At 66.1% G+C, this 19,846-nt stretch carries 17 protein-coding genes; 10 read left to right on the top strand and 7 right to left on the bottom strand.

From position 1 onward, the window contains the following. Positions 1–84: 84 nt before the first annotated feature. Complete coding sequence (locus ABRP17_RS02845; RefSeq protein WP_188324510.1) at positions 85–1,410, bottom strand: diguanylate cyclase; 1,326 nt, start codon at positions 1,408–1,410, stop codon at positions 85–87. A gap of 68 nt (positions 1,411–1,478) precedes the next feature. Then, the gene (locus ABRP17_RS02840; protein ID WP_372486871.1) at positions 1,479–2,786 is read right to left on the bottom strand and encodes an NAD(P)/FAD-dependent oxidoreductase; all 1,308 of its coding nucleotides are present in this window, start codon (positions 2,784–2,786) and stop codon (positions 1,479–1,481) included. A 96-nt stretch (positions 2,787–2,882) separates the two neighbouring features. Here ABRP17_RS02840 and ABRP17_RS02835 point away from each other — a divergent pair, with 96 nt between their 5' ends. From ABRP17_RS02835 to ABRP17_RS02790, 10 genes are all read left to right on the top strand, one after another. Then, positions 2,883–3,644 carry a gamma-glutamyl-gamma-aminobutyrate hydrolase family protein gene (locus tag ABRP17_RS02835; protein WP_349984804.1) on the top strand — a complete coding sequence of 254 codons (762 nt, stop codon included), beginning with the start codon at positions 2,883–2,885 and terminating at the stop codon, positions 3,642–3,644. After that, positions 3,641–5,038 (top strand): glutamine synthetase family protein, encoded by a 1,398-nt coding sequence (locus ABRP17_RS02830; protein ID WP_188324507.1) that lies wholly within the window; start codon positions 3,641–3,643, stop codon positions 5,036–5,038. Before ABRP17_RS02835 ends, ABRP17_RS02830 begins: the two co-directional genes overlap by 4 nt. Positions 5,039–5,385: 347 nt before the next feature. Then, complete coding sequence (locus ABRP17_RS02825) at positions 5,386–6,501, top strand: polyamine ABC transporter substrate-binding protein (protein WP_188324506.1); 1,116 nt, start codon at positions 5,386–5,388, stop codon at positions 6,499–6,501. Between the two features lie 208 nt (positions 6,502–6,709). Beyond that, positions 6,710–7,885, top strand: coding sequence for an HlyD family secretion protein (locus tag ABRP17_RS02820; RefSeq protein ID WP_188324505.1), 1,176 nt, complete (start codon positions 6,710–6,712; stop codon positions 7,883–7,885). Further along, complete coding sequence (locus ABRP17_RS02815; RefSeq protein ID WP_349984803.1) at positions 7,882–9,444, top strand: DHA2 family efflux MFS transporter permease subunit; 1,563 nt, start codon at positions 7,882–7,884, stop codon at positions 9,442–9,444. Before ABRP17_RS02820 ends, ABRP17_RS02815 begins: the two co-directional genes overlap by 4 nt. 35 nt (positions 9,445–9,479) lie before the next feature. Then, positions 9,480–10,991, top strand: coding sequence for an efflux transporter outer membrane subunit (locus ABRP17_RS02810; RefSeq protein WP_349984802.1), 1,512 nt, complete (start codon positions 9,480–9,482; stop codon positions 10,989–10,991). Between the two features lie 174 nt (positions 10,992–11,165). Beyond that, the gene (locus ABRP17_RS02805) at positions 11,166–12,302 is read left to right on the top strand and encodes an ABC transporter ATP-binding protein (RefSeq protein WP_188324502.1); all 1,137 of its coding nucleotides are present in this window, start codon (positions 11,166–11,168) and stop codon (positions 12,300–12,302) included. Continuing rightward, positions 12,299–13,210 (top strand): ABC transporter permease subunit, encoded by a 912-nt coding sequence (locus ABRP17_RS02800; protein WP_188324501.1) that lies wholly within the window; start codon positions 12,299–12,301, stop codon positions 13,208–13,210. Before ABRP17_RS02805 ends, ABRP17_RS02800 begins: the two co-directional genes overlap by 4 nt. Continuing rightward, complete coding sequence (locus tag ABRP17_RS02795) at positions 13,207–14,052, top strand: ABC transporter permease subunit (protein WP_188324500.1); 846 nt, start codon at positions 13,207–13,209, stop codon at positions 14,050–14,052. Before ABRP17_RS02800 ends, ABRP17_RS02795 begins: the two co-directional genes overlap by 4 nt. 142 nt (positions 14,053–14,194) lie before the next feature. Continuing rightward, complete coding sequence (locus ABRP17_RS02790) at positions 14,195–15,559, top strand: NAD-dependent succinate-semialdehyde dehydrogenase (RefSeq protein ID WP_349984801.1); 1,365 nt, start codon at positions 14,195–14,197, stop codon at positions 15,557–15,559. A gap of 71 nt (positions 15,560–15,630) precedes the next feature. On the opposite strand, the gene ABRP17_RS02785 is transcribed toward ABRP17_RS02790, so the two are convergent. From ABRP17_RS02785 to ABRP17_RS02765, 5 genes are all read right to left on the bottom strand, one after another. After that, complete coding sequence (locus tag ABRP17_RS02785; protein ID WP_192080452.1) at positions 15,631–16,647, bottom strand: magnesium and cobalt transport protein CorA; 1,017 nt, start codon at positions 16,645–16,647, stop codon at positions 15,631–15,633. A 15-nt stretch (positions 16,648–16,662) separates the two neighbouring features. Then, the gene (locus tag ABRP17_RS02780; protein ID WP_372486946.1) at positions 16,663–17,904 is read right to left on the bottom strand and encodes a DUF4105 domain-containing protein; all 1,242 of its coding nucleotides are present in this window, start codon (positions 17,902–17,904) and stop codon (positions 16,663–16,665) included. Positions 17,905–17,921: 17 nt separating this feature from the next. Then, positions 17,922–18,803: an HlyC/CorC family transporter gene (locus ABRP17_RS02775; protein ID WP_188324496.1), complete on the bottom strand. Its 882-nt coding sequence runs from the start codon at positions 18,801–18,803 to the stop codon at positions 17,922–17,924. A gap of 108 nt (positions 18,804–18,911) precedes the next feature. Beyond that, on the bottom strand, positions 18,912–19,472 hold the full coding sequence (locus ABRP17_RS02770; RefSeq protein ID WP_349984799.1) for a hypothetical protein: 561 nt from the start codon (positions 19,470–19,472) through the stop codon (positions 18,912–18,914). Between the two features lie 115 nt (positions 19,473–19,587). After that, complete coding sequence (locus ABRP17_RS02765) at positions 19,588–19,773, bottom strand: hypothetical protein (protein WP_192093839.1); 186 nt, start codon at positions 19,771–19,773, stop codon at positions 19,588–19,590. Positions 19,774–19,846: the final 73 nt, after the last annotated feature.

Here is a 19,846-nt window from a genome sequence, read left to right as displayed (position 1 = left end):
GCACTGATCTGGATCAAAGCGGATGACGGCGTGGCGACGTGACCGGTAGCGCCGGGCAGTGCGCGGCACTACCGAGCGTCTGCCTCAGGCGGCCGTGGCGGCCGCGTTGGCGCCGCATACGCGGTTGCGGCCACCGGCCTTGGCCAGGTAAAGCTGGCGGTCGGCTTCGGTGATCAATGCATGCAGGCTGTCACGGCGTGGCCGCAGGCAGCACAAGCCGATGCTGACGGTCATGCGCAGCGTGGTGTCGCCGATCGGCACGCGCAGCATCGCGATCGCATGGCGCAACGCTTCGAAGTAGGAGACCGCAGCTTCCGGGTCCAGCCCCGGCACCATCAGGCAGAACTCTTCGCCACCGAAACGCGCCACCAGGTCGCCGCTGCGTGCATGCGCCGCGACGGCATCGGCGCAGGCGCGCAGTGCTTCGTCGCCGCCATCGTGGCCGAAGCTGTCGTTGATGTGCTTGAAATGGTCGATATCGACCATCGCCACTGCCACCCACTCGTCGTCCTGCTGCAACTGCGGCAGCTGGCGCTGGCTGTGTTCCAGGAAATAACGGCGGTTGGGCAGGCCGGTCAGGAAGTCGCGCGTGGCCAGGTCCTGCAGCGTACCGATCAGCTCAAGCTGGTCCACGTTCTGCGAAACCCGGCAGAAGAATTCTTCGCGCGAGAACGGCTTGCGCAGGAAGTCGTTGGCCCCGTTCTTCAGGAAGCGCGGAATCAGGGTGACATCGGTGTTGCCGGACAGGCCGATCACCGCCACCTTGTCGCGCGAACGCTGCATGCGCAGCCGACGGGTGAACTCCACGCCCTGCATGCCAGGCATTTCCTGGTCCACTACGGCCAGCCGGATCGCCGGATGGGCCTCGATGGCGGCCAGGCCCTGCTCGCCGTCCGCGGCTTCGTACACTTCATGGCCGTACATGCGCAGCAGCGCGGCGGCATAACCGCGCGCGGACGGTGAATCGTCCACCACCAGTGCGGCGATGCGCCGGTTGCGGTCCAGCCGCTGCACCAGCCACACCAGGTAATCCACGCTACCCGGTGTGTTCTTGAGCACGTAATCGATGACTTTCTGTTCCAGTACGCGTCGGCGCACGTCCTCGTCGTACACGCCGCTGACCACGACGGTCGGCATGCCGCGGGACACGAAGAAGTCCACCACCCCGTCGCGGTCGCCATCGGCGAGCACCAGGCCGGTCAATACCAGGAACCAGCCCTGTTGTTCTTCCAGCAGCCGGCCGGCTTCGGCCAGCGTGGAGGCCACGGTCACGGTCACATCGAGCCGCTGCTCGATGGCCTCACGCACCAGGGTGGTGAACGTGCGGGAGTTTTCCACCAGCAGGACGCGCTGGGGCAGGGGGTCAACACCGGGGTCGCTTTCGAAAGCGCCCTGCAGCAAGGCGGGCATGAGGCGTGCGCTCGGAACGGGCTGGGTCGTAGGTACTAGCGGCCTGCGGCTCAAAAACTTGAACTCCATCACCAAATTAAATTGCGCAGCTTCACAAATGCCATGGTCGCTACGAGCAGCGGCGTCCGCAGCAGCCGGCCGCCCGGGAAGGGGCGTTGGGGGATGCGTTCGAACACATCCAGTCGTCCCGCCTGGCCTGCGATGGCCTCGGCGATGACCTGACCGGCCAGGTTGGCCGCCGCTACGCCATGGCCGGAAAACCCTTGGGCAAAGTAGATGTCCGGGGTGAGTCGTCCCCAATGCGGTGCGCGGCGGGTGGTGATGTCGACATAGCCGCCCCACAGGTACTCCATCGGTACGCCATGCAGCTGCGGGAACACCTGCCACAGGCGGCGCTGCATCACCTGTGCCAGCCCCGGTGGTGGCCGCGAGGAATAGCTGGCACCGCCGCCGAACACCACGCGGTGGTCGTGGCTGAGCCTGAAGTAGTCCAGCACCAGGCCCGTATCGGATACGGCCATGTCGTTGCGGATCAACGCGCGCGCACGCTCGGCGCCGAGCACCGGCGTCGCGCCGATGTAGGTCCCCACCGGCATGATGTAGCGCTCGAGTTCGGGCGCGATGCCTTCCAGCCAGGCGTTGCCCGCCAGCAGCACGTGGTCGGCGTGTACGGTGCCGGTGGCCGTGCGCAGCGCCGGTCGCGGATGCCGTTGCAGTTCGAGGACCGGCGTCTGCTCGTGGACGGTGGCGCCTGCGGCCAGGGCGGCGTCGGCCAGGCCATGCGCGAACGCCAACGGGTGCAGGTGACCACTGAGCGGATCGAACATGGCACCCCGGTAGCGGGGGCTGTCCAGCTGCTCGCGCAGGGTGGCCTGGTCCCACCATTGCATCGGGTAATCGTAGTGCCCGGTCAGCCGCTCCATGTCGTGATGCAGGGTGCGCGCCTGGCGTGCGGTGATCGGCACGTTGGCGTGGCCTGCAACCCAGTGACAGTCGATGCCGTGGTGGGCGATGCGATCACGCACCAGTTGCACGCCTTGGCGTGAGTGATCGAACAAGGTACGCGCATCGTCCGGGCCGACCAGCGATTCCAGCACATCGACTTCGCAGCCATAGCCGGACAGCACCTGGCCACCGTTGCGGCCCGAGGCCCCCCAGCCTACCCGACAGCTTTCCAGCACCACCACCTTGAGTCCGCGCGATGCCAGCTCGAGCGCGGCGGACAGCCCGGTGTAGCCTGCGCCCAGGATGGCGACATCGGCATGGGTATCGCCATCCAGTGCGGGCAATGGCGTGCGCGGCGCGACGCTGGCGGCATACCAGCTGGGCGGCAGGGAAGGGTCTTCGCGCAGGGGATGCGTAGGGTCCATCCGCATAGTCTGGCGCAGATGGCGCGGCAAGGGTGTGACTATGCCGCGCTTGCTGGCGTCATCATGCGGCGCTACCGTGTCGGCAGCGCCGAGGACTTGCAGATGCGCCTTCCTCCCCTTGTGGGATTGCCGACCGATAGCACGTTGCAGGGACATCACCGCTTCTTGATGGCCGGCGAGAAGTATGTGCGCGCTCTGGTCGATGGCGCTGCGGTGACGCCGGTGATGCTGCCCTCCCTGCAGCCCGCGCTGCCTGCCGGCGACTGGCTCGGGCGGCTGCACGGCCTGCTGCTGACCGGTGCCGTCAGCAACATCGAACCCCATCATTACCCTGGCGGGCAGACCTGGCCCGGCAACCTGCATGATGCGGCGCGCGACGCAGGTGCGTTTTCGCTGCTGGAACATGCGTTGCGCATCGACCTGCCGGTGTTGGCGATCTGTCGTGGTTTCCAGGAACTCAACGTGGCGCTGGGTGGCAGCCTGCATCCCAGGCTGCACCGGGTGGAGGGTCTGCATGACCACCGCGAGGATTCTGCGGCGTCCGCCGAGTCGCAGTATGGCCCCGCGCACAGCATTTCACTGGTTGCTGGTGGCTGGCTGTCGCACTGGCACGGCAGCCGCTCGGCAGTGGTCAATTCCGTGCATGGGCAGGGCGTCGCCGTGCTGGCCGACGGCTTGGTGGCCGAGGCGCACGCCGATGATGGACTGGTCGAAGCGGCACGCAGTCACCGTCATGGTTTCGTGCTCGGCGTGCAGTGGCATCCCGAATGGCGGGTGACCCACAATCCCTTCTATCACGCTGTGTTCCGCGCATTCGGCGATGCTTGTCGGCAGCGTCAACGACTTCAACAGGATTCCCCATGAGTACGGACACCCGCTCGCGAAAACCGCCGACCGTGGACGACGGACAGGAAAGCAGCCTGCTGCGCTGGTTGAAAGAGCGGCGCATCACCGAGGTGGAGTGCCTGGTGCCGGACATCACCGGCATCGCGCGCGGCAAGATCATCCCGGCGGACAAGTTCTCGCACGATTACGGCACGCGGTTGCCGGAGGGTATCTTCGCCACCACGGTGACCGGCGACTACCCCGATGACTATTACGAGCTGACTTCGCCGTCGGATTCAGACATGGTGCTGCGGCCCGATCCCGAGACCGTGCGGGTGGTCCCGTGGGCGACCGACCCGACCGCGCAGATCATCCACGACTGCTACACCAAGGACGGCAAGCCGCATGAGCTGGCCCCGCGCAATGTGCTGCGTCGGGTGCTGGATGCGTACGAGGAACTCGGCCTACGACCGGTCGTCGCACCGGAGCTGGAGTTCTTCCTGGTGCAGAAGAACACCGATCCGGATTTTCCGCTGCTGCCGCCGGCGGGCCGTTCAGGACGGCCGGAAACAGCACGGCAGTCGTACTCCATCGATGCGGTAAACGAGTTCGATCCGATCCTGGACCTGATGTATGACTACGCGGATGCGATGAAGCTGGACGTGGATACGCTGATCCACGAGTCCGGTGCAGCGCAGCTGGAAGTCAATTTCACCCACGCCGATGCGATGAACCTGGCCGACCAGGTCTTCCTGTTCAAGCGCACCATGCGCGAGGCGGCGATGCGCCACGGGGTGTATGCCACGTTCCTGGCCAAGCCGATGGAAAACGAGCCGGGCAGTGCGATGCACATCCACCAGAGCCTGCTCCGTCGCAGTGATGGCAGCAATGTGTTTGCCGGCGAAGGCAATGCCGAGGGCGAGTTCAGTCCGGTGTTCGGTCATTACCTGGGCGGGCTGCAGAAGTTCGCCCCGCAGGCGATGGCGTTCTTCGCGCCGAATGTGAATTCCTACCGGCGGCTGGTGTTTGGCGAGGTATCGCCGAGCAACGTGCATTGGGGGTTCGACAACCGCACCTGCGGCCTGCGGGTCCCGATGGATACACCGGACAACATGCGGGTGGAGAGTCGGTTTGCCGGCTCCGATGCCAATCCCTATCTGGCGATGGCGGCGACGCTGGCCTGTGGGCTGCTGGGGCTGCGCGGCCAGCTGGCGCCGGACGCCCCGGTCAGTGGCAGTGCCAAGGAGCTGGGCTACAACCTCCCGCGCTCGCTGGGTGAGGCGCTGGACGGGCTGGAGCGCTGCAGTGAGCTGCAGGCGTTGTTGGGTGAGCGATTCTGCAAGGCCTACATCTCGGTGAAGCGGAAGGAATACGAGACGTTCTTCCGGGTGATCAGCTCGTGGGAACGTGAGTTCCTGCTGCTGAATGTCTAGACATTGAAAGCGGATGCCCGTTGGCCCGTGCTCCGGTTACGTCCCGCCGAGCATGGCTCGGCGCTACAGAGCGGGCAGCATTCCGTTGTAGCGCCGAGCCACGCTCGGCGGAATCCGTCGGGCACCGCGATGCCTGCCACAGGCCGCGCTGCGCGCTCGCCGAGCATGGCTCGGCGCTACCGATTCCGGTTTTATTCGGTGGGGCCACCGGACGTGTCACCGGGCCGCCCAAGGCGCCGTCGCCAATCCGTCACCCGTGCGTCACTGGATGATCCGGCGTCCGGGCGTTAGGCTGGGTCCGTCTGTTGGCCGGAATCGGCCCCCATCCTTTTCTGGAGCCCCCTCCCATGAAGCTGCGTACCCTCACGCTCGGTCTGTCCGTTGCCCTGCTTGCTGCCTGTGGCGGCGGTGATGGCGCGGGAAGCACGCAGGACAGCAAGGTCCTGAACGTCTACAACTACAGCGATTACATCGCCGAAAACACGATCCCGGATTTCGAGAAGCAGAGCGGGATCAAGGTCACCTACGATGTGTTCGACAGTGACGAGATGGTCGAGACCAAGCTGCTGGCCGGCAACAGTGGCTACGACGTGGTGGTGCCGACGCTGAATTTCTTCGGCCGGCAGATCCAGGCCGGCGTGTTCCTGCCGCTGGACAAGGCGAAGATCCCGAACCTGGCCAAGCTGGACCCGAAGGTGATGGAGCGCATCGCCACCCAGGATCCGGACAACAAGTACGGCGTGCCGTACATGATCGGCACCACCGGCATCGGCTACAACGTGGACATGGTGAAGGAGCGCTTCGGCGGCAGCGCCGACATCGCCAACAGTTGGGACCTGATCTTCAAGCCGGAGAACATCGCCAAGATGAAGGACTGCGGCGTGACCCTCCTGGACACGCCCGCCGACATGATCCCGGTGGCGATGCATTACCTGGGGCTGGACCCGCACAGCAACAACCCGGCCGACATCCAGAAAGCGGCCGAACTGCTGAAATCGATCCGCCCGTACGTGCAGAACTTCCACTCTTCGCAGTACGTGGGGTCGCTGGCCAACGGCGGCACCTGCCTGGTGGTGGGCTGGTCGGGCGACATCATCCAGGCGCGTGATCGTGCCGAGGAAGCGGCCAACGGCGTCCACGTGGCGTACTCGATTCCGCGCGAAGGCGCGCCGCAGTGGTTCGACATGCTGGCGATCCCGAAGGATGCCAAGCACCCCGAGGCAGCCTACGCCTTCATCAATTACCTGCTGGAACCGAAGGTCGCGGCGGCCAACACCAACTTCATCCACTACGCCAATCCGGTGACCGATGCCACCGCGCTGGTCGATGAAGCGATCCGCACCGATCCGACCATCTATCCGCCGGCGGACGTTGCGGAAAAGATGTTCACCTACTCGATCAATACGCCGGAAACCGACAAGCTTTACACCCGCTTGTGGACGGAAATCAAAACCGGCCGTTGAGTCATCGGTAGCGCCGAGCGACGCTCGGCGGGATGCCGGGGCCGCGCGATCTGCTCGCGGCCCGGCCCGGCAGCCCTGCACACGAATCCCTTCCCCTCGGTGGAAGGGATCCGTTTCAACGGCATGTGCTCGGCCCGGCACTTCACGTTTTCTGTGCATCGCTTCCCCTACTGTCGCGTATGGACCTGACCACCCCCGCGACCAGACGATGAGCGAACAGCCCAGCCGGCACGACGATGCGCCCGCGCAGCAGGACCCGCCCGATCACGAGGCGGAAGAAAAGAAACCCTCGCCGCTGAAGAATCCCAAAGTGCGCTGGGCGCTGATCATCGGCGTAAATGTGGTGCTCGCCGTGCTGGTCATATGGCTGTTCTACCACCTGCTGATCGGGCGATACCTGCAGGACACCAACAACGCGTATCTGCAGGCGGACGCGGTCGCCGTGGCGCCGCGCATCAACGGGTATGTGACCGAAGTGCTGGTGCAGGACAACCAACAGGTGAAGGCCGGTGAGCCCCTGCTGCGCATCGACCCGCGTACCTATCGCGCCACGCTGGACCAGGCCGAAGCGGTCATCGCTGTGCGCCAGGCCGATATTGCGGCGGCGACCGCGGGTGTGCAGGGCCAGCAGGCCAGCTTGATACAGGCACGTACCCAGTCCGTCGCCGCCGCTGCCACGCTGCGTTTCGCCAAGGCCGAAGTGGCCCGGTTCGCGCCGTTGGCTGCCAGCGGTGCCGATACCCACGAACATGTGGAAAGCCTGCGCCATGACCTGCAGCGGGCGCAGGCGCAGTACGACGCGGCGCAGGCGCAGATCACCGGCGCGCAGAGCCAGATCCAGGCCAGTCAGGCGCAGCTGGAGCAGGCCCAGGCCGGGTTGAAGCAGGCGCAGGCCGATGCCGCGCAGGCCGCGGTCGCGTTTGAAGACACGGAGCTGCGCGCGCGCATCGACGGCCGCATCGGCAACAAGACGGTGCAGGTCGGCCAGTTCGTCGCCGCCGGCACCCGTACGATGACCGTGGTGCCGGTGGCATCGCTGTACATCGCGGCCAATTTCAAGGAAACCCAAGTGGGCCTGATGCGCCCCGGCCAGCCCGCGACCATCAAGGTCGACGCGCTGCCCGGCGTGGATCTGCACGGCACGGTGGAAAGCATCTCGCCGGGCACCGGATCGCAGTTCGCGCTGTTGCCACCGCAGAACGCGACCGGCAACTTCACCAAGGTGGTGCAGCGCGTGCCGGTGCGGATCAAAGTGGATGCAGGCACCGAGGCGCGCCAGGTGCTGGTGCCGGGCATGTCGGTGGATGTCACCGTGGATACGCGGGGCAACAAGGGCGCGCGTGAGCGCACCCGGGACGAAGCCGAGGCCGGCAAGGACCGATGAGCAGCAGCGCGGCCAGTGCAGGGCCGGCCGACGCGGCGCCGCAGAAGGCCGACGCGGGCGCGTGGCTGGCGGTGGCCGCTGGCACCATCGGCTCGTTCATGGCGACGTTGGACATTTCCATCGTCAACGCGGCGCTGCCGACCATCCAGGGCGAAGTCGGCGCCAGCGGCACCGAAGGCACGTGGATATCCACCGCCTTCCTGGTGTCGGAGATCGTGATGATCCCGCTGACCGGCTGGTTCGTGCGGACGCTGGGGCTGCGCACCTTCCTGCTGATCTGCGCCACCTTGTTCACCGCGTTTTCCGTGATGTGTGGCTTCGCCGATACCCTGCCCATGATGATCGTGGGCCGCATCGGCCAGGGCTTCGCCGGTGGTGCGCTGATCCCCACTGCGCTGACCATCGTCGGTACGCGCCTGCCTCCCAAACAGCAGCCGCTGGGCACCGCGTTGTTCGGCATGACGGTGATCCTCGGGCCGGTCATTGGTCCGCTGCTGGGCGGCTGGCTGACGGAAAACGTGAGTTGGCACTATGCCTTCTTCATCAACGTGCCGATCTGCGCCGGCCTGGTCGCGCTGCTGCTGCTTGGCCTGCCGCATGAAAAATCCAACTGGTGGGGCCTGCTGCGTGCCGACTGGCTGGGCATCATCGGGATGACGGCGGGGTTGTCCGCCTTGACGGTGGTACTGGAGGACGGGCAGCGCGAGCGGTGGTTCGAATCCACGCTGATCATCATCCTGAGCCTGGTTTCGCTGACCGGGTTCGCTTTGCTGGCGCTGTCCCAGTTCACCAGCAGAGAGCCGGTGATCCACCTGAAAATCCTGTTCACCCGCAGCTTCGGCGCGGTGTTCGTGATGGTGATGGCGGTGGGCATGATCCTGTTCGGGGTGATGTACATGATCCCGCAGTTCCTGGCGATCATTGCCGGCTACAACACCGAGCAGGCCGGCTACGTGCTGCTGTTGGCGGGCCTGCCGACCATCCTGCTGATGCCGCTGATGCCGAAGATGCTGGAGACGGTGGATGTACGGATCATGGTGTTCGGCGGCATGCTGTGCTTCGCCGCGGCGTGCTTCGTCAACCTGGGGCTGACGCCGGACAGCATCGGCCCGCACTTCGTACTGGGGCAGCTGCTGCAGGGCTGCGGCCTGGCGCTGGCCATGATGGCGCTCAACCAGGCGGCCATCACCTCGGTTCCCCGCGAGTTCACCAGCGATGCCTCCGGCCTGTTCAACGCCGCCCGCAACCTGGGCGGGTCGATCGGCCTGGCCATCATTTCGACGTTCCAGGACCGCCGGACCACCCTGCACGTGGATGCCATCGGCAGCAGTATCACGGCCAATTCGCAGGTAGCCCAGGATGCACTGGGTGCTTACGGCCAGCAGCTGGGTGACCCGATGCAGGGCATGGCCGTGCTGGCGCAGACCGTGCAGATGCAGGCGATGGTGATGGCCTACAACGACCTGTTCTGGATTTTTGGCCTGATCGTGGTGGCGACCCTGCCACTGGTCTTCCTGCTCAAGCCCTTGCCGAAGGGCGTTCCCTTGGCGATGCACTGATGACCCGATTGAACTCCTTCCCATCTGCTGCACGGATGCGCCCACTGTCTTTCGCGCTGCTGCCGTTGCTGCTCGCCGGCTGCATGTTGGGGCCGGATTACACGCGCCCGGACGTGGCCGGCACGGCGACCGCGCAGGCGGCGCTGCCGCGGGCCGACCAGGCTGGCGTGGTGGCGGCGGCCCCGCCCAGCCAGTGGTGGCGTGAGCTGCGCGATCCGTTGCTGGACGAACTGGTGGACGAGGCGTTGCGCAACAGCCCCAATCTGCGCGCGGCGCAGGCGAAGGTGGTGGCGTCGCGCGCGCTGCAGCGTCAGCGACGTGCCGAGCAGCTGCCGAGCGTGGGTGCTGCCGCTGGCTACGCGAACGTGCAGGCGCCGGATTCGCTGAACGACAGCGTGCGGGGCCTGGGCGAGAACGTGGCCCAGGTCGCCGAGGCCAACGGCCGGCCGCAGGAGGCCGCGCAGTTGCGCCAGCAGTTCGCCGATGTCGACCTGGACACCGAGCTGTACGTGGTCGGCTTCGATGCAAGCTGGGAGCTGGACCTGTTCGGCCGGCGCCGGCGCGCTGCCGAGCAGGCGGCCGCCGAGGCCGGCGCCGATGCGGCGGCGTTGGCCGATGCGCAGGTGCAGCTTGCCGCCGAACTTACCCAGGTCTATCTGAGCTACCGCAGCAGCCAGCAACGCATCGCGCTGGCGGAGGACAACCTGCGGGCAGCCGATGAGGCGTTGCAGCTGTCACGGCAACGGCGCGAGCGCGGCGCCGATTCCGACCTGCAGGTCGAGCGCGCGCAGGCGCAGCGCGAGCAGCAGCAGGCACGCATCCCGCCGTTGAGGGCGCAGGCCGATGAGGCCCGCGATGTGCTGGCCCTCATGGTGGGACGCGAGCCCGGCGCGCTGGACGGGCGGTTGGGGCAGGGCGCGGAACTGCCTGCGTTGCCTGCGCGGATTGCCGTGGACGATGCGGCGGCCCTGATCCGTCGGCGGCCGGACATCCGCAAGGCGGAGCGCGAGCTGGCCGCTTCGTCGGCGCAGATCGGCCAGGCGCTGACAGCGTATTTTCCGCAGGTGACCTTGCTGGGCACGGTCGGCGCCGGCGCGGGTTCGCTGTCCGATCTGGGCTCGGATTCGGCAGCCACGATCGTCGCCCCGTTCCTGCGCTGGTCTGTCTTCGATTTCGGCCGCAACAAGGCGCGTGTCGCGCAGGCGCGGGCAGGCAACGAGGCACGCATGGCGGCCTATGAAGGCACCGTGCTGGCCGCGCTGCAGGATGCCAACACCGCGCTGGCGCGATTCGGTGCTGCGCGCCAGCAGGTGCAGGCGACCACCCGTGCCGAAGCGTCGGCCACGCGTGCCGACCTGCTGATGCAGCAACGCAGGCAGGCCGGTGCCGCGTCGCAGATCGATCTGCTGGACGTGCAGCGGCAGCAGCTCGATGCGCAGGACGGGCTGGCCCAGGCGCAGCTGCAACTGCTGGTCCGCTACGTGGCGCTGCAGAAGAGCCTCGGATTGGGCTGGCAGGAAGCGCCGGAGGCGGCGGTGTCGCGATGAGCTGTGGCTGACGGCCTGCATCGCCCGCCGTACCGTGGCGCGGTGAACGCCCCCAGCACGCGCGACCGCAGTGCAGACGCGATCGGCGCAACGCGCCAGCTGCCGTCATGTCCCGTCGGCACCACCGCCGTTAGAATGGCGCCGCCATCCCCTTGACCGCCGTCGGAGCCCCCCATGTCCGTTGTTGCCCAGCCGGAAGCCGCCGCCGTCGATGCCCACGGTGAGCCCGGCTACCTGTCCGTCCGTGACCTGCGCAAGGAGTTCGACGGTTTCGTGGCCGTGGACGACGTCAACCTGGATGTGCGCAAGGGCGAAATCTTCGCGCTGCTCGGCGGGTCAGGCAGTGGCAAATCGACCCTGCTGCGCTGCCTGGGCGGCTTTGAAACCCCGACCAAGGGCAGCATCGTCGTCGATGGGCAGCGCCTGGACGCGCTGCCGCCGTACAAGCGGCCGGTCAACATGATGTTCCAGTCGTATGCGCTGTTTCCGCATATGAGCGTGGAGCAGAACATCGCCTTCGGCCTGAAGCAGGACGGCATGGCCAGCGATGCGATCCGCCGGCGGGTGGGCGAGATGCTGGAGCTGGTGCAGATGTCCCAGTTGGCCAAGCGCCGTCCCCATCAGTTGTCCGGTGGCCAGCAGCAGCGCGTTGCGTTGGCGCGGTCGTTGGCCAAGGGCCCGAAACTGCTGCTGCTGGACGAGCCGATGGGCGCGCTGGACAAGAAGCTGCGCTCGCAGATGCAGCTGGAGCTGGTGAACATCATCGAAACCTCCGGAGTGACCTGCGTGATGGTCACACATGATCAGGAAGAAGCCATGACCATGGCCACCCGCATTGCGGTCATGGATGCCGGCTGGATCCAGCAGGTGGGCAAGCCGGATGAGGTCTACGAACAGCCGGCCAATCGGTTCGTGGCCAGCTTCATCGGCTCGGTGAATTCGTTCGAAGGGGTGATCGACGAGGACCTGCCGGAACATGCCACCGTGCGCACCTCGGCGTTCCCGGCGCCGATCTACATTGGACACGGCATCACCGGTTACGAAGGCCAGTCCGTGGCCTACGCGGTGCGTCCAGAGAAAATCATGATCGGCAAGGAAGAGCCGGAGGGGCACGTCAACAAGGCGCAGGGCGTGATCGAAGATATTGCTTACTTCGGCAGCCACTCGGTCTATCACGTGCGCCTGCCGAGCGGCGCCACGGTCATGGCGAACTTCGCCAATTCGCAGCGCTGGGCCAGCGATGGCCTGACCTGGGGCGACGCCGTGTGGGTGCACTGGCGCGACAACGACGGCGTGGTGCTGAGCTCATGAGCGCGGCAGCCCCGAAGCGCTGGCTGCCCGGACTACGCAGTGCGGTGATCGGCGTGCCCTACCTGTGGCTGCTGCTGTTCTTCGCCGTGCCGTTCGCGCTGATCCTGATGATCTCCTTCGCCCACACGCAGGTCGGCTCGCCGCCCTACACGTGGTTGCTGCAGTACGTGGATGGCGCGTTCTCGCTCAAGCTCAACCTGGAAAACTACCTGCAACTGGTACGCGACCAGCAGTACGTGCTGGCCTATGCCAGCAGTTTCAAGATTGCGGCGATTTCCACGTTGCTGACGTTGATCATCGGCTATCCGATGGCCTACGCCATCGCACGTATGAAGCCCTCCACCCGCAACGTGATGATGATGCTGGTGGTGCTGCCCTCGTGGACGTCGTTCCTGATCCGCGTGTACGCCTGGATCGGCATCCTCGACCGCAATGGCCTGCTCAACCAGGTGCTGTTGAAGATCGGTCTGATCGACCAGCCGCTGCGCATCCTTTACACACCGGTGGCGGCTTACATCGGCATCGTTTACTGCTATCTGCCGTTCATGGTGCTGCCGCTGTATGCCAACCTGGTCAAGCACGACCAGCGTCTGCTGGAAGCGGCCTACGACCTGGGCGCCAAGCCGTGGCAGGCGTTCGTGCGCATCACCCTGCCGCTGTCCAAGGCAGGCATCATCGCCGGCTGCATGCTGGTGATGATCCCGGCGGTGGGCGAGTTCGTGATCCCGGAAATGCTGGGTGGGCCGGACACGCTGATGATCGGGCGGGTGCTGTGGGGTGAGTTCTTCAACAACCGTAACTGGCCGGTGGCTTCCTCGGTGGCGGTGGTGATGCTGTTGCTGCTGCTGGTGCCGATCTTCCTGTTCAACCGGTCCCAGCAGCGCGTGCTGGAAGGAAAGCAGGCATGAGCACGATGCGAGGTTACCGCTGGATGGGCTGGGGCGCGTTGGCGCTGGGGTTCGCCTTCCTGTACCTGCCGATCCTGTTGTTGATGGTGTTCTCCTTCAACAGCTCACGGCTGGCCACGGTGTGGGCGGGTTTCTCCACGCGCTGGTATGGCGAACTGTTCAACGACCGCGCGTTGATGGACGCGCTGTGGATGAGCCTGAAAGTGGCGTTCTGGACAGCCTGCGCCGCCACCGTGCTGGGGACCATGGCGGCGATGGTGATGACCCGTTTCCGACGCTTCCGTGGCAAGTCCGCGTTCAGTGCGCTGATCACCGCGCCGCTGGTGATGCCCGATGTCATCCTGGGCTTTTCGTTGATGACGCTGCTGGTGTCGATGGGCGGCATCCCGGGCTTCCCGGCCCGCGGCGCGATGACGATCTGGATCGCACACGTCACCTTTACCCTGTCCTTCGTCACCGTGGTGCTGTCCTCGCGCCTGCAGGAGCTGGACATCTCGTTGGAGGAAGCCGCGATGGACCTCGGTGCCAGCCGGCTCACCGTGTTCCTGAAGATCACCTTGCCGATCATCGCGCCGGCGCTGCTGGCGGGCTGGCTGCTGGCTTTCACCCTGTCACTGGATGATGTGGTGATCGCCAGCTTCGTCGCCGGGCCCAGTTCCACCACGCTGCCGATGAAGGTATTCGCCTCGGTGCGGATGGGCATCAGCCCGAAGATCAATGCACTGGCCACGTTGATGGTGTCGGCGGTGGCGGTGGCCGCGTTCATCGGTTGGTACTTCACCGCGCGGGCCGAGAAACGCCGCCAGCGTGACCTGCTGATGGCACGGCAGGACAACGGCTGACGGCCAGCGGGGCATCGCATCACCGCACCCGGTAACGGCGGGTGAAGGCCGCGACACTGTGTCGCGTGGGGTGGCCCGATCCGGCAACGTCTGGCTCACGGGGGCCGGCGCAGAATGGTCGCCTGATTCGAGGAGACCTGCGATGACTGTTGAAATCGTCAATCCCACCACCGGGCAGGTGGATTACCGCCATGAGCTGTTGGACAAGGCGGGTATCGAGCAGCGCCTGGCCGCGGCCGCTGCTGCGTTTCCAGAGTGGGCCGCACAATCGCTGGCGCAGCGCGCCGACGTGCTGCGGGCGATCGCCACGCAGCTGCGTACACGGCGCGATGAGATCCAGCAGGCGATGACGTCCGAGATGGGCAAGCTGAAAGGCGAAGCGCTGGCCGAGGTGGAAAAGTGCGCGCTGGCCTGCGAGTTCTATGCCGATCACGCGGGCGACTATCTGCAGCCGCAGCAGATCAAGACCGAAGCACAGCTCAGTTACGTGCGCTACGAGCCGATCGGCTGCGTGTTCGCGGTGATGCCGTGGAACTTCCCGATCTGGCAGGTGTTTCGTTTCCTGGCACCGGCGTTCATGGCCGGCAATGTGGCGCTGTTGAAGCACGCCAGCAACGTGCCGCAGTGCGCCGACCTGATCAATGCCGTGGTACGTGCCGGGGGCTTGCCGTCAGGCGTGTTCGACGTGCTGCACATCGACAACGACCAAGCCGCGGACGTACTGCGCGACCGCCGGGTGAGAGCAGTGACGCTGACCGGCAGTGAGCGTGCGGGACGATCCATCGCCGCCAACGCCGGCGATCAGCTGAAGAAGTGCGTGATGGAACTGGGCGGCAGCGATGCCTTCGTGGTGCTGGAAGACGCCGATCTTGAGACGACGGTGGATGCGGCGGTGAAGTCGCGCTTCGACAACAGCGGCCAGACCTGCATCGCGGCCAAGCGCTTCATCGTGGTCGATGCGGTGGCTGACGCCTTCACCGACCGTTTCGTGGCGGCGGCGGCCGAGCGTCGTTACGGTGATCCGTCCGACGAGAAAACGACATTGGCGCCGATGGCACGCGCGGACCTGCGTGATGAGCTGCACAAGCAGGTACAGGCCAGCGTGGCCAAGGGCGCACGCGTGTTGATCGGTGGCGAACCGGTAGCGGGCAGCCACGCGGGCTACGCCGCGACGGTGCTGGATGCGGTGGCGCCGGGCATGCCGGCCTATGACGAGGAGCTGTTCGGACCGGTGGCGGCGGTGATCCGGGTCAAGGACGAAGCCGAAGCGCTGCGTGTCGCCAATGACACTCGCTTTGGGCTGGGCGGCAGCGTGTGGACCACCGATGCGGCGCGCGGCGAAGCGTTTGCACAGCAGATGGAGTGCGGTGCGGCCTTCGTCAATTCCATCGTCAAGAGCGATGTGCGGCTGCCGTTCGGCGGCAGCAAGGAATCGGGTTTCGGCCGCGAACTGGCCGAACACGGCATCCATGAGTTCATGAACATCAAGACGATCTACGTGGCCTGAGCAGGCCCGACGGCGCCGAGCCGGGCTCGGCGCTGCGGGAGATCCGCCGAGCATGGCTCGGCGCTACCGCTTCACAGCCAGCGTGCGCGCTTGAACAGGCGGTACATCCCGACGCAGACCGCGGCGACCCCGATGATGATCGCCGGATAGGCCCATGGTTTGTCCAGCTCGGGCATGTGCGTGAAGTTCATGCCGTACCAGCTGGTGATCAGCGTAGGGGCTGCCAGCAGTGCGGCCCAGGCACCCAGCCGCTTTACCGTTTCACCTTGTGCGAGCGTCACCAGTGACAAATTCACACTGAGGGCGGTGCCCAGCATTTCGCGCAGGGTATCGATGACATCGCTGATGCGGACGGCATGGTCATGCACGTCGCGGATGTACAACTTCACCTCGTCGGGCACCAGGCCACTTTCGGCCGGATGCCGCTTCAGTGCCGACAGGACGTCCTGCAAAGGCGCCACCGCCATGCGCATCTTGTTGAGCTCGCGCTTCAACTCATACAGGCGCACGACGGTGCTGCGCTTGTAGTCGTCGGCGAAGATGTCTTTCTCCAGCAGTTCCAGCGTGTCGCGGAAGCGGTTGGTGATCGGCAGGTAGTTGTCGACCACGAAATCCAGCACGGCATACAGGCAGTAGGACGGACCCATCTTCAACAGGTGGGGCTCGCGCTCCACGCGCGCCCGCACCGGCGCGTAGGACAGGGAGGCGCCGTGGCGCACCGTCACCAGGAAGCGGGGGCCGACGAAGGCGTGGGTTTCACCGTACTGGATGCGCTCATCGACCATCTGCGCCGTGGTCACCACCGCGAACAGCGAGTTGCCATAGGTCTCCACCTTCGGACGCTGGTGGGCATTGCGCGCGTCTTCGATCGCCAGGTCGTGCAGGCCGAACTCTTCCTGCAGTTTAAGCAGGACGCTGTCCGCCGGGTCATACAGGCCTACCCAGACGAATCCGTTGCCACTGGCGATGACGTCGCTGATGGCATCCAGGGCGATGTCATGGCGCTTGCCATCATCATCGTAGTGAACGCAGTTGATGACGCAGGCAGGATTATGCGCTGCGGGGGCGGTGGTATCGGGCACGTGCATGCCGCTCATCCTGCGTCAGCGGGCGTGAAGCGGCCATCGCGATGCGCGACCGAGCACCCACGCCAGCGCGGCATGCAGCGGCAGCAGCAGCACGATCCACTGCACGTTGTACTGGGCCTGCAGGCTCAGCCAGTGCAGTACCAGTCCGGCCAGGGACAACCCGGCCACGGCCCACAGCACGATGCGGAACAGGCGACCCGGCCGGCGCCGGCGCAGCAGCGCGATGGCGCCGGGCAGCAGCAGCAGGCACAGCGGTGACAGCTGCAGCAGGTTGCGGTTGGCCCACGCGGCATGGTGGTCGCTGAAGCCCCACAGGAAGACCAGCAGGCTGCCGGCGATCGTGCTGACTATCCAGAACGGCAGCGCCAGCGCGGCCAGCAGACGGGGGCGGCGACGCAGTGCGAACACACCGGCAGCCAGCCCCAGCCCCACCACCAGCCATGGCCACCAGGCACGGGCCTGCTCGGTCGGTTCGGCGTCGATGCGGTGTGCGAGCAGCTGCTGTTCGGACTGCACCAGGGGCCGGCCTTCGCTGTTGCGCACCTGGCGCAGCGCATCGGCCAGGCGCATCGGCACGAAGGCTTCCTGCCAGCGCGACAGCGGCTGATCGGCGAACGGCCCCAGCCCCAGGTCGAAGCCCAGCCACATCCACGGTGCCGGCGAAGCCAGACGCACCGACTCGCTGCGGTAGGTGTTGCCCCGCGAACGGCCCGACAGCTGCGCATGCAGCCCGCCGCCCAACGCCTTGTCCAGCGTATCGCGAACCATCGTGGCGCAGTTCGCGGTGTAGTAATCGTAGCGGTAGCGCGCGTTCTCCGGCTTCGCGCGCTCGGCAAGGTCGGCGGCCAGCGCACGGGCCTGATCGGGTTGCAGATCCAGCCACTGGACGCTCGCGCCGCGACCGGATTCGTCGTAATACCCGAGATCCTGCTGCAAGGGCAGGGCGACCAGGTAATACATCATCTCGCCGCGGATGAAGCGGCTGATGAAGTCCGGCTCGCCCGGGTCGAAGTAGCCGAAGTTGTACGAGGTGGCGGCGCCGCTGAGCGGATCCACCACCACGATGGCATCGTGGCCGAAGCGCTCGAAAAAGATCGTGCCCGGCTGCATGGTGACCACGCCGATGCGCGGGACATCGGCCTGCGCGTCGCCAGAGGCGGCAGCATTGACGGCGGCAGGCGTCGACTGCGCCAGCACCGCCCCCGGCGCGACCAGCAACGCCGCCAGCATCAGCACGGCCAGCCAGCCGCTCAGCATGAGTCCGGCGGTACGCTTCAAGCGGATTCCTGTTCGTCCGTCGGCAGCACGGTCACGTGGAAGGCCTGCACGCGGCGCGCGTCGGCACGTGCCACGCGGAACATGAAGCGGTCCAGGGCCAGCTCATCACCGATTTCCGGCAAGTGTCCGATCGCTTCAGTGACCAGTCCGCCGATGGTGTCGTAGTCATCATCGGGGAAGTCGGCGCCGAAGCGTTCGTTGAAATCGCCGATGGCCGTCAGCGCATCCACGACATAGCGACCGTCGGCCTGGATGGCGATACCGGCCGCCGGGTCCTCGGCTTCGTCGTGCTCGTCGTCGATTTCGCCGACGATCTGCTCCAGCACGTCTTCGATGGTGACCAGTCCGGCGACACCGCCGTACTCGTCCACCACGATCGCCATGTGGTTGCGCGACAGGCGGAACTCCTTCAACAGTACGTTGAGCTTCTTCGCCTCGGGGATAAGCACCGCCGGACGCAGCAGTTCACGGATATTGGCGGGGCCATGGTCGGAAACCACGCCGCGCAGCAGATCCTTGGCCAACAGCACGCCCAGGATGTCGTCCTTGTTGTCGCCGTGCACCGGGAAGCGCGAATGGCCGGATTCGACCACCTGCTTCATCAGGTCGAGGAACGGCGCCTCCACCGGCAGCGATACCATCTGCGAACGCGAGATCATCACGTCGCCCACCGTCAGTTCGGCGACCGAAATGGCGCCTTCCATCATGCGTAGGGTATCGGCGGCGATCAGCCCGTCTTCCTGTGCGGTACGCAACAGGGCGATCAGCTGATCGCGGGTATGTGGTTCACCGGAAAACGCAGCACCCAGGCGTTCAAGCCAGCTGCGTCTTTTCTCACTGTGCTCCAGCGTGGAGCTGCTACTGTCGTCTTCAGACATCTCGGGAAAAAAGGCACCCGGCAGGCCGGGCGTTGGCTGCAGTCTAGCAGGATGTCAGGCCCTGTCGCGCGTCCCCGGCGCTTGCGTGGGGGGCGGCGGAAAGGCCGGTCAGCCCTTGTTGGCAGGCGGGGCCACCGCGGCGGGCGCCTCATCGTCAGCAGGCAGGTCCAAGCTGTAGGTGCAGCCGGCCAGGGTCTGGTCCGGATGGCTCTGGACCGTGGAAACACTGAGGATGATCGATTCGATCTGGGCTTCCCCCGTCACCGGATCGGTGACATCGCGGCTGACCAGCTCACGGCCGGCCATGAACTTCCCGTCGGCGTCGTAGGCGGTTTCCAGTTTCAGCTCCGTCGCCAGCGGCCGCGGATCCTCAAGGTCCAGGATCGCCATGATGCTGGCCCCGGCCAAGGCGATGCGGTCGGTGCGCTGGCCGAACACGGTCATCGGCGTAGCCAGACGGTATTCGGTCATGAATTGATTCTGCTGCGGTAGCGGCTGCAGTCCCTTCGCGACGGCCTGCAGCGGATCGGCCAGGGCGACTGCCAGCGCAGCGTGCGCGGCCACGCCTTGGCGGCATTCCACCAGGGCCGGCAGATCCAGCGGCTCGGCGGCGACGCTCGGCAGGGCGGAACACAGCAGCAGGGCGGCGATGCAGGCGGGCAGTTTCATCGGGGCGACGGGCAGGAGCTGGCGAAGGCGACGATGATAGCGTGCCAAGCCAAGGGTGTCGGGCCGTCGAGGGCGCGCGCGGTTGCCGGCTGAAGCCGGCACTACCGGATGCAGATCAACGGCGGGCGGCGAGGGTCCAGCGCCAGGCGGGGCCGGCGGCAAGTGCGGCGCCGACGATGCCCAGTGCGGTAATCACCATGCGGCCATTGGCCGCCATCGGCAGCCACGGCCCGGCAAGTACGCAGACCAGTCCGACCAGAAGCAGGACCGGAGCCATGAGGGTCGGGCGTTGTTCAAGCATGACGGCCATCCGTGGCAGATATGAGTGGCCGTATTGAAGCATGAAGCGCATCGGCTGCAACAGTGGGCGCGCG

Source organism: Stenotrophomonas sp. WHRI 8082 (genome assembly GCF_040223995.2).
Taxonomy (GTDB): Bacteria; Pseudomonadota; Gammaproteobacteria; order Xanthomonadales; family Xanthomonadaceae; genus Stenotrophomonas.
The sequence above is the reverse complement of the archived record's forward strand: the minus strand, read 5'-3'. Positions and strand labels throughout refer to the sequence as shown.

Bases quoted from the DNA above. Each gene is read 5' to 3' on its own strand.
- ABRP17_RS02780 (WP_372486946.1), bottom strand. From the start codon at position 17,904: ATGCTGAGCGGCTGGCTGGCCGTGCTGATGCTGGCGGCGTTGCTGGTC.
- ABRP17_RS02805 (WP_188324502.1), top strand. From the start codon at position 11,166: ATGTCCGTTGTTGCCCAGCCGGAAGCCGCCGCCGTCGATGCCCACGGT.
- ABRP17_RS02825 (WP_188324506.1), top strand. From the start codon at position 5,386: ATGAAGCTGCGTACCCTCACGCTCGGTCTGTCCGTTGCCCTGCTTGCT.
- ABRP17_RS02830 (WP_188324507.1), top strand. From the start codon at position 3,641: ATGAGTACGGACACCCGCTCGCGAAAACCGCCGACCGTGGACGACGGA.
- ABRP17_RS02795 (WP_188324500.1), top strand. From the start codon at position 13,207: ATGAGCACGATGCGAGGTTACCGCTGGATGGGCTGGGGCGCGTTGGCG.
- ABRP17_RS02810 (WP_349984802.1), top strand. From the start codon at position 9,480: ATGCGCCCACTGTCTTTCGCGCTGCTGCCGTTGCTGCTCGCCGGCTGC.
- ABRP17_RS02835 (WP_349984804.1), top strand. From the start codon at position 2,883: ATGCGCCTTCCTCCCCTTGTGGGATTGCCGACCGATAGCACGTTGCAG.
- ABRP17_RS02785 (WP_192080452.1), bottom strand. From the start codon at position 16,647: ATGCACGTGCCCGATACCACCGCCCCCGCAGCGCATAATCCTGCCTGC.
- ABRP17_RS02800 (WP_188324501.1), top strand. From the start codon at position 12,299: ATGAGCGCGGCAGCCCCGAAGCGCTGGCTGCCCGGACTACGCAGTGCG.
- ABRP17_RS02765 (WP_192093839.1), bottom strand. From the start codon at position 19,773: ATGCTTGAACAACGCCCGACCCTCATGGCTCCGGTCCTGCTTCTGGTC.
- ABRP17_RS02820 (WP_188324505.1), top strand. From the start codon at position 6,710: ATGAGCGAACAGCCCAGCCGGCACGACGATGCGCCCGCGCAGCAGGAC.
- ABRP17_RS02770 (WP_349984799.1), bottom strand. From the start codon at position 19,472: ATGAAACTGCCCGCCTGCATCGCCGCCCTGCTGCTGTGTTCCGCCCTG.
- ABRP17_RS02845 (WP_188324510.1), bottom strand. From the start codon at position 1,410: ATGCCCGCCTTGCTGCAGGGCGCTTTCGAAAGCGACCCCGGTGTTGAC.
- ABRP17_RS02775 (WP_188324496.1), bottom strand. From the start codon at position 18,803: ATGTCTGAAGACGACAGTAGCAGCTCCACGCTGGAGCACAGTGAGAAA.
- ABRP17_RS02840 (WP_372486871.1), bottom strand. From the start codon at position 2,786: ATGCGGATGGACCCTACGCATCCCCTGCGCGAAGACCCTTCCCTGCCG.
- ABRP17_RS02790 (WP_349984801.1), top strand. From the start codon at position 14,195: ATGACTGTTGAAATCGTCAATCCCACCACCGGGCAGGTGGATTACCGC.
- ABRP17_RS02815 (WP_349984803.1), top strand. From the start codon at position 7,882: ATGAGCAGCAGCGCGGCCAGTGCAGGGCCGGCCGACGCGGCGCCGCAG.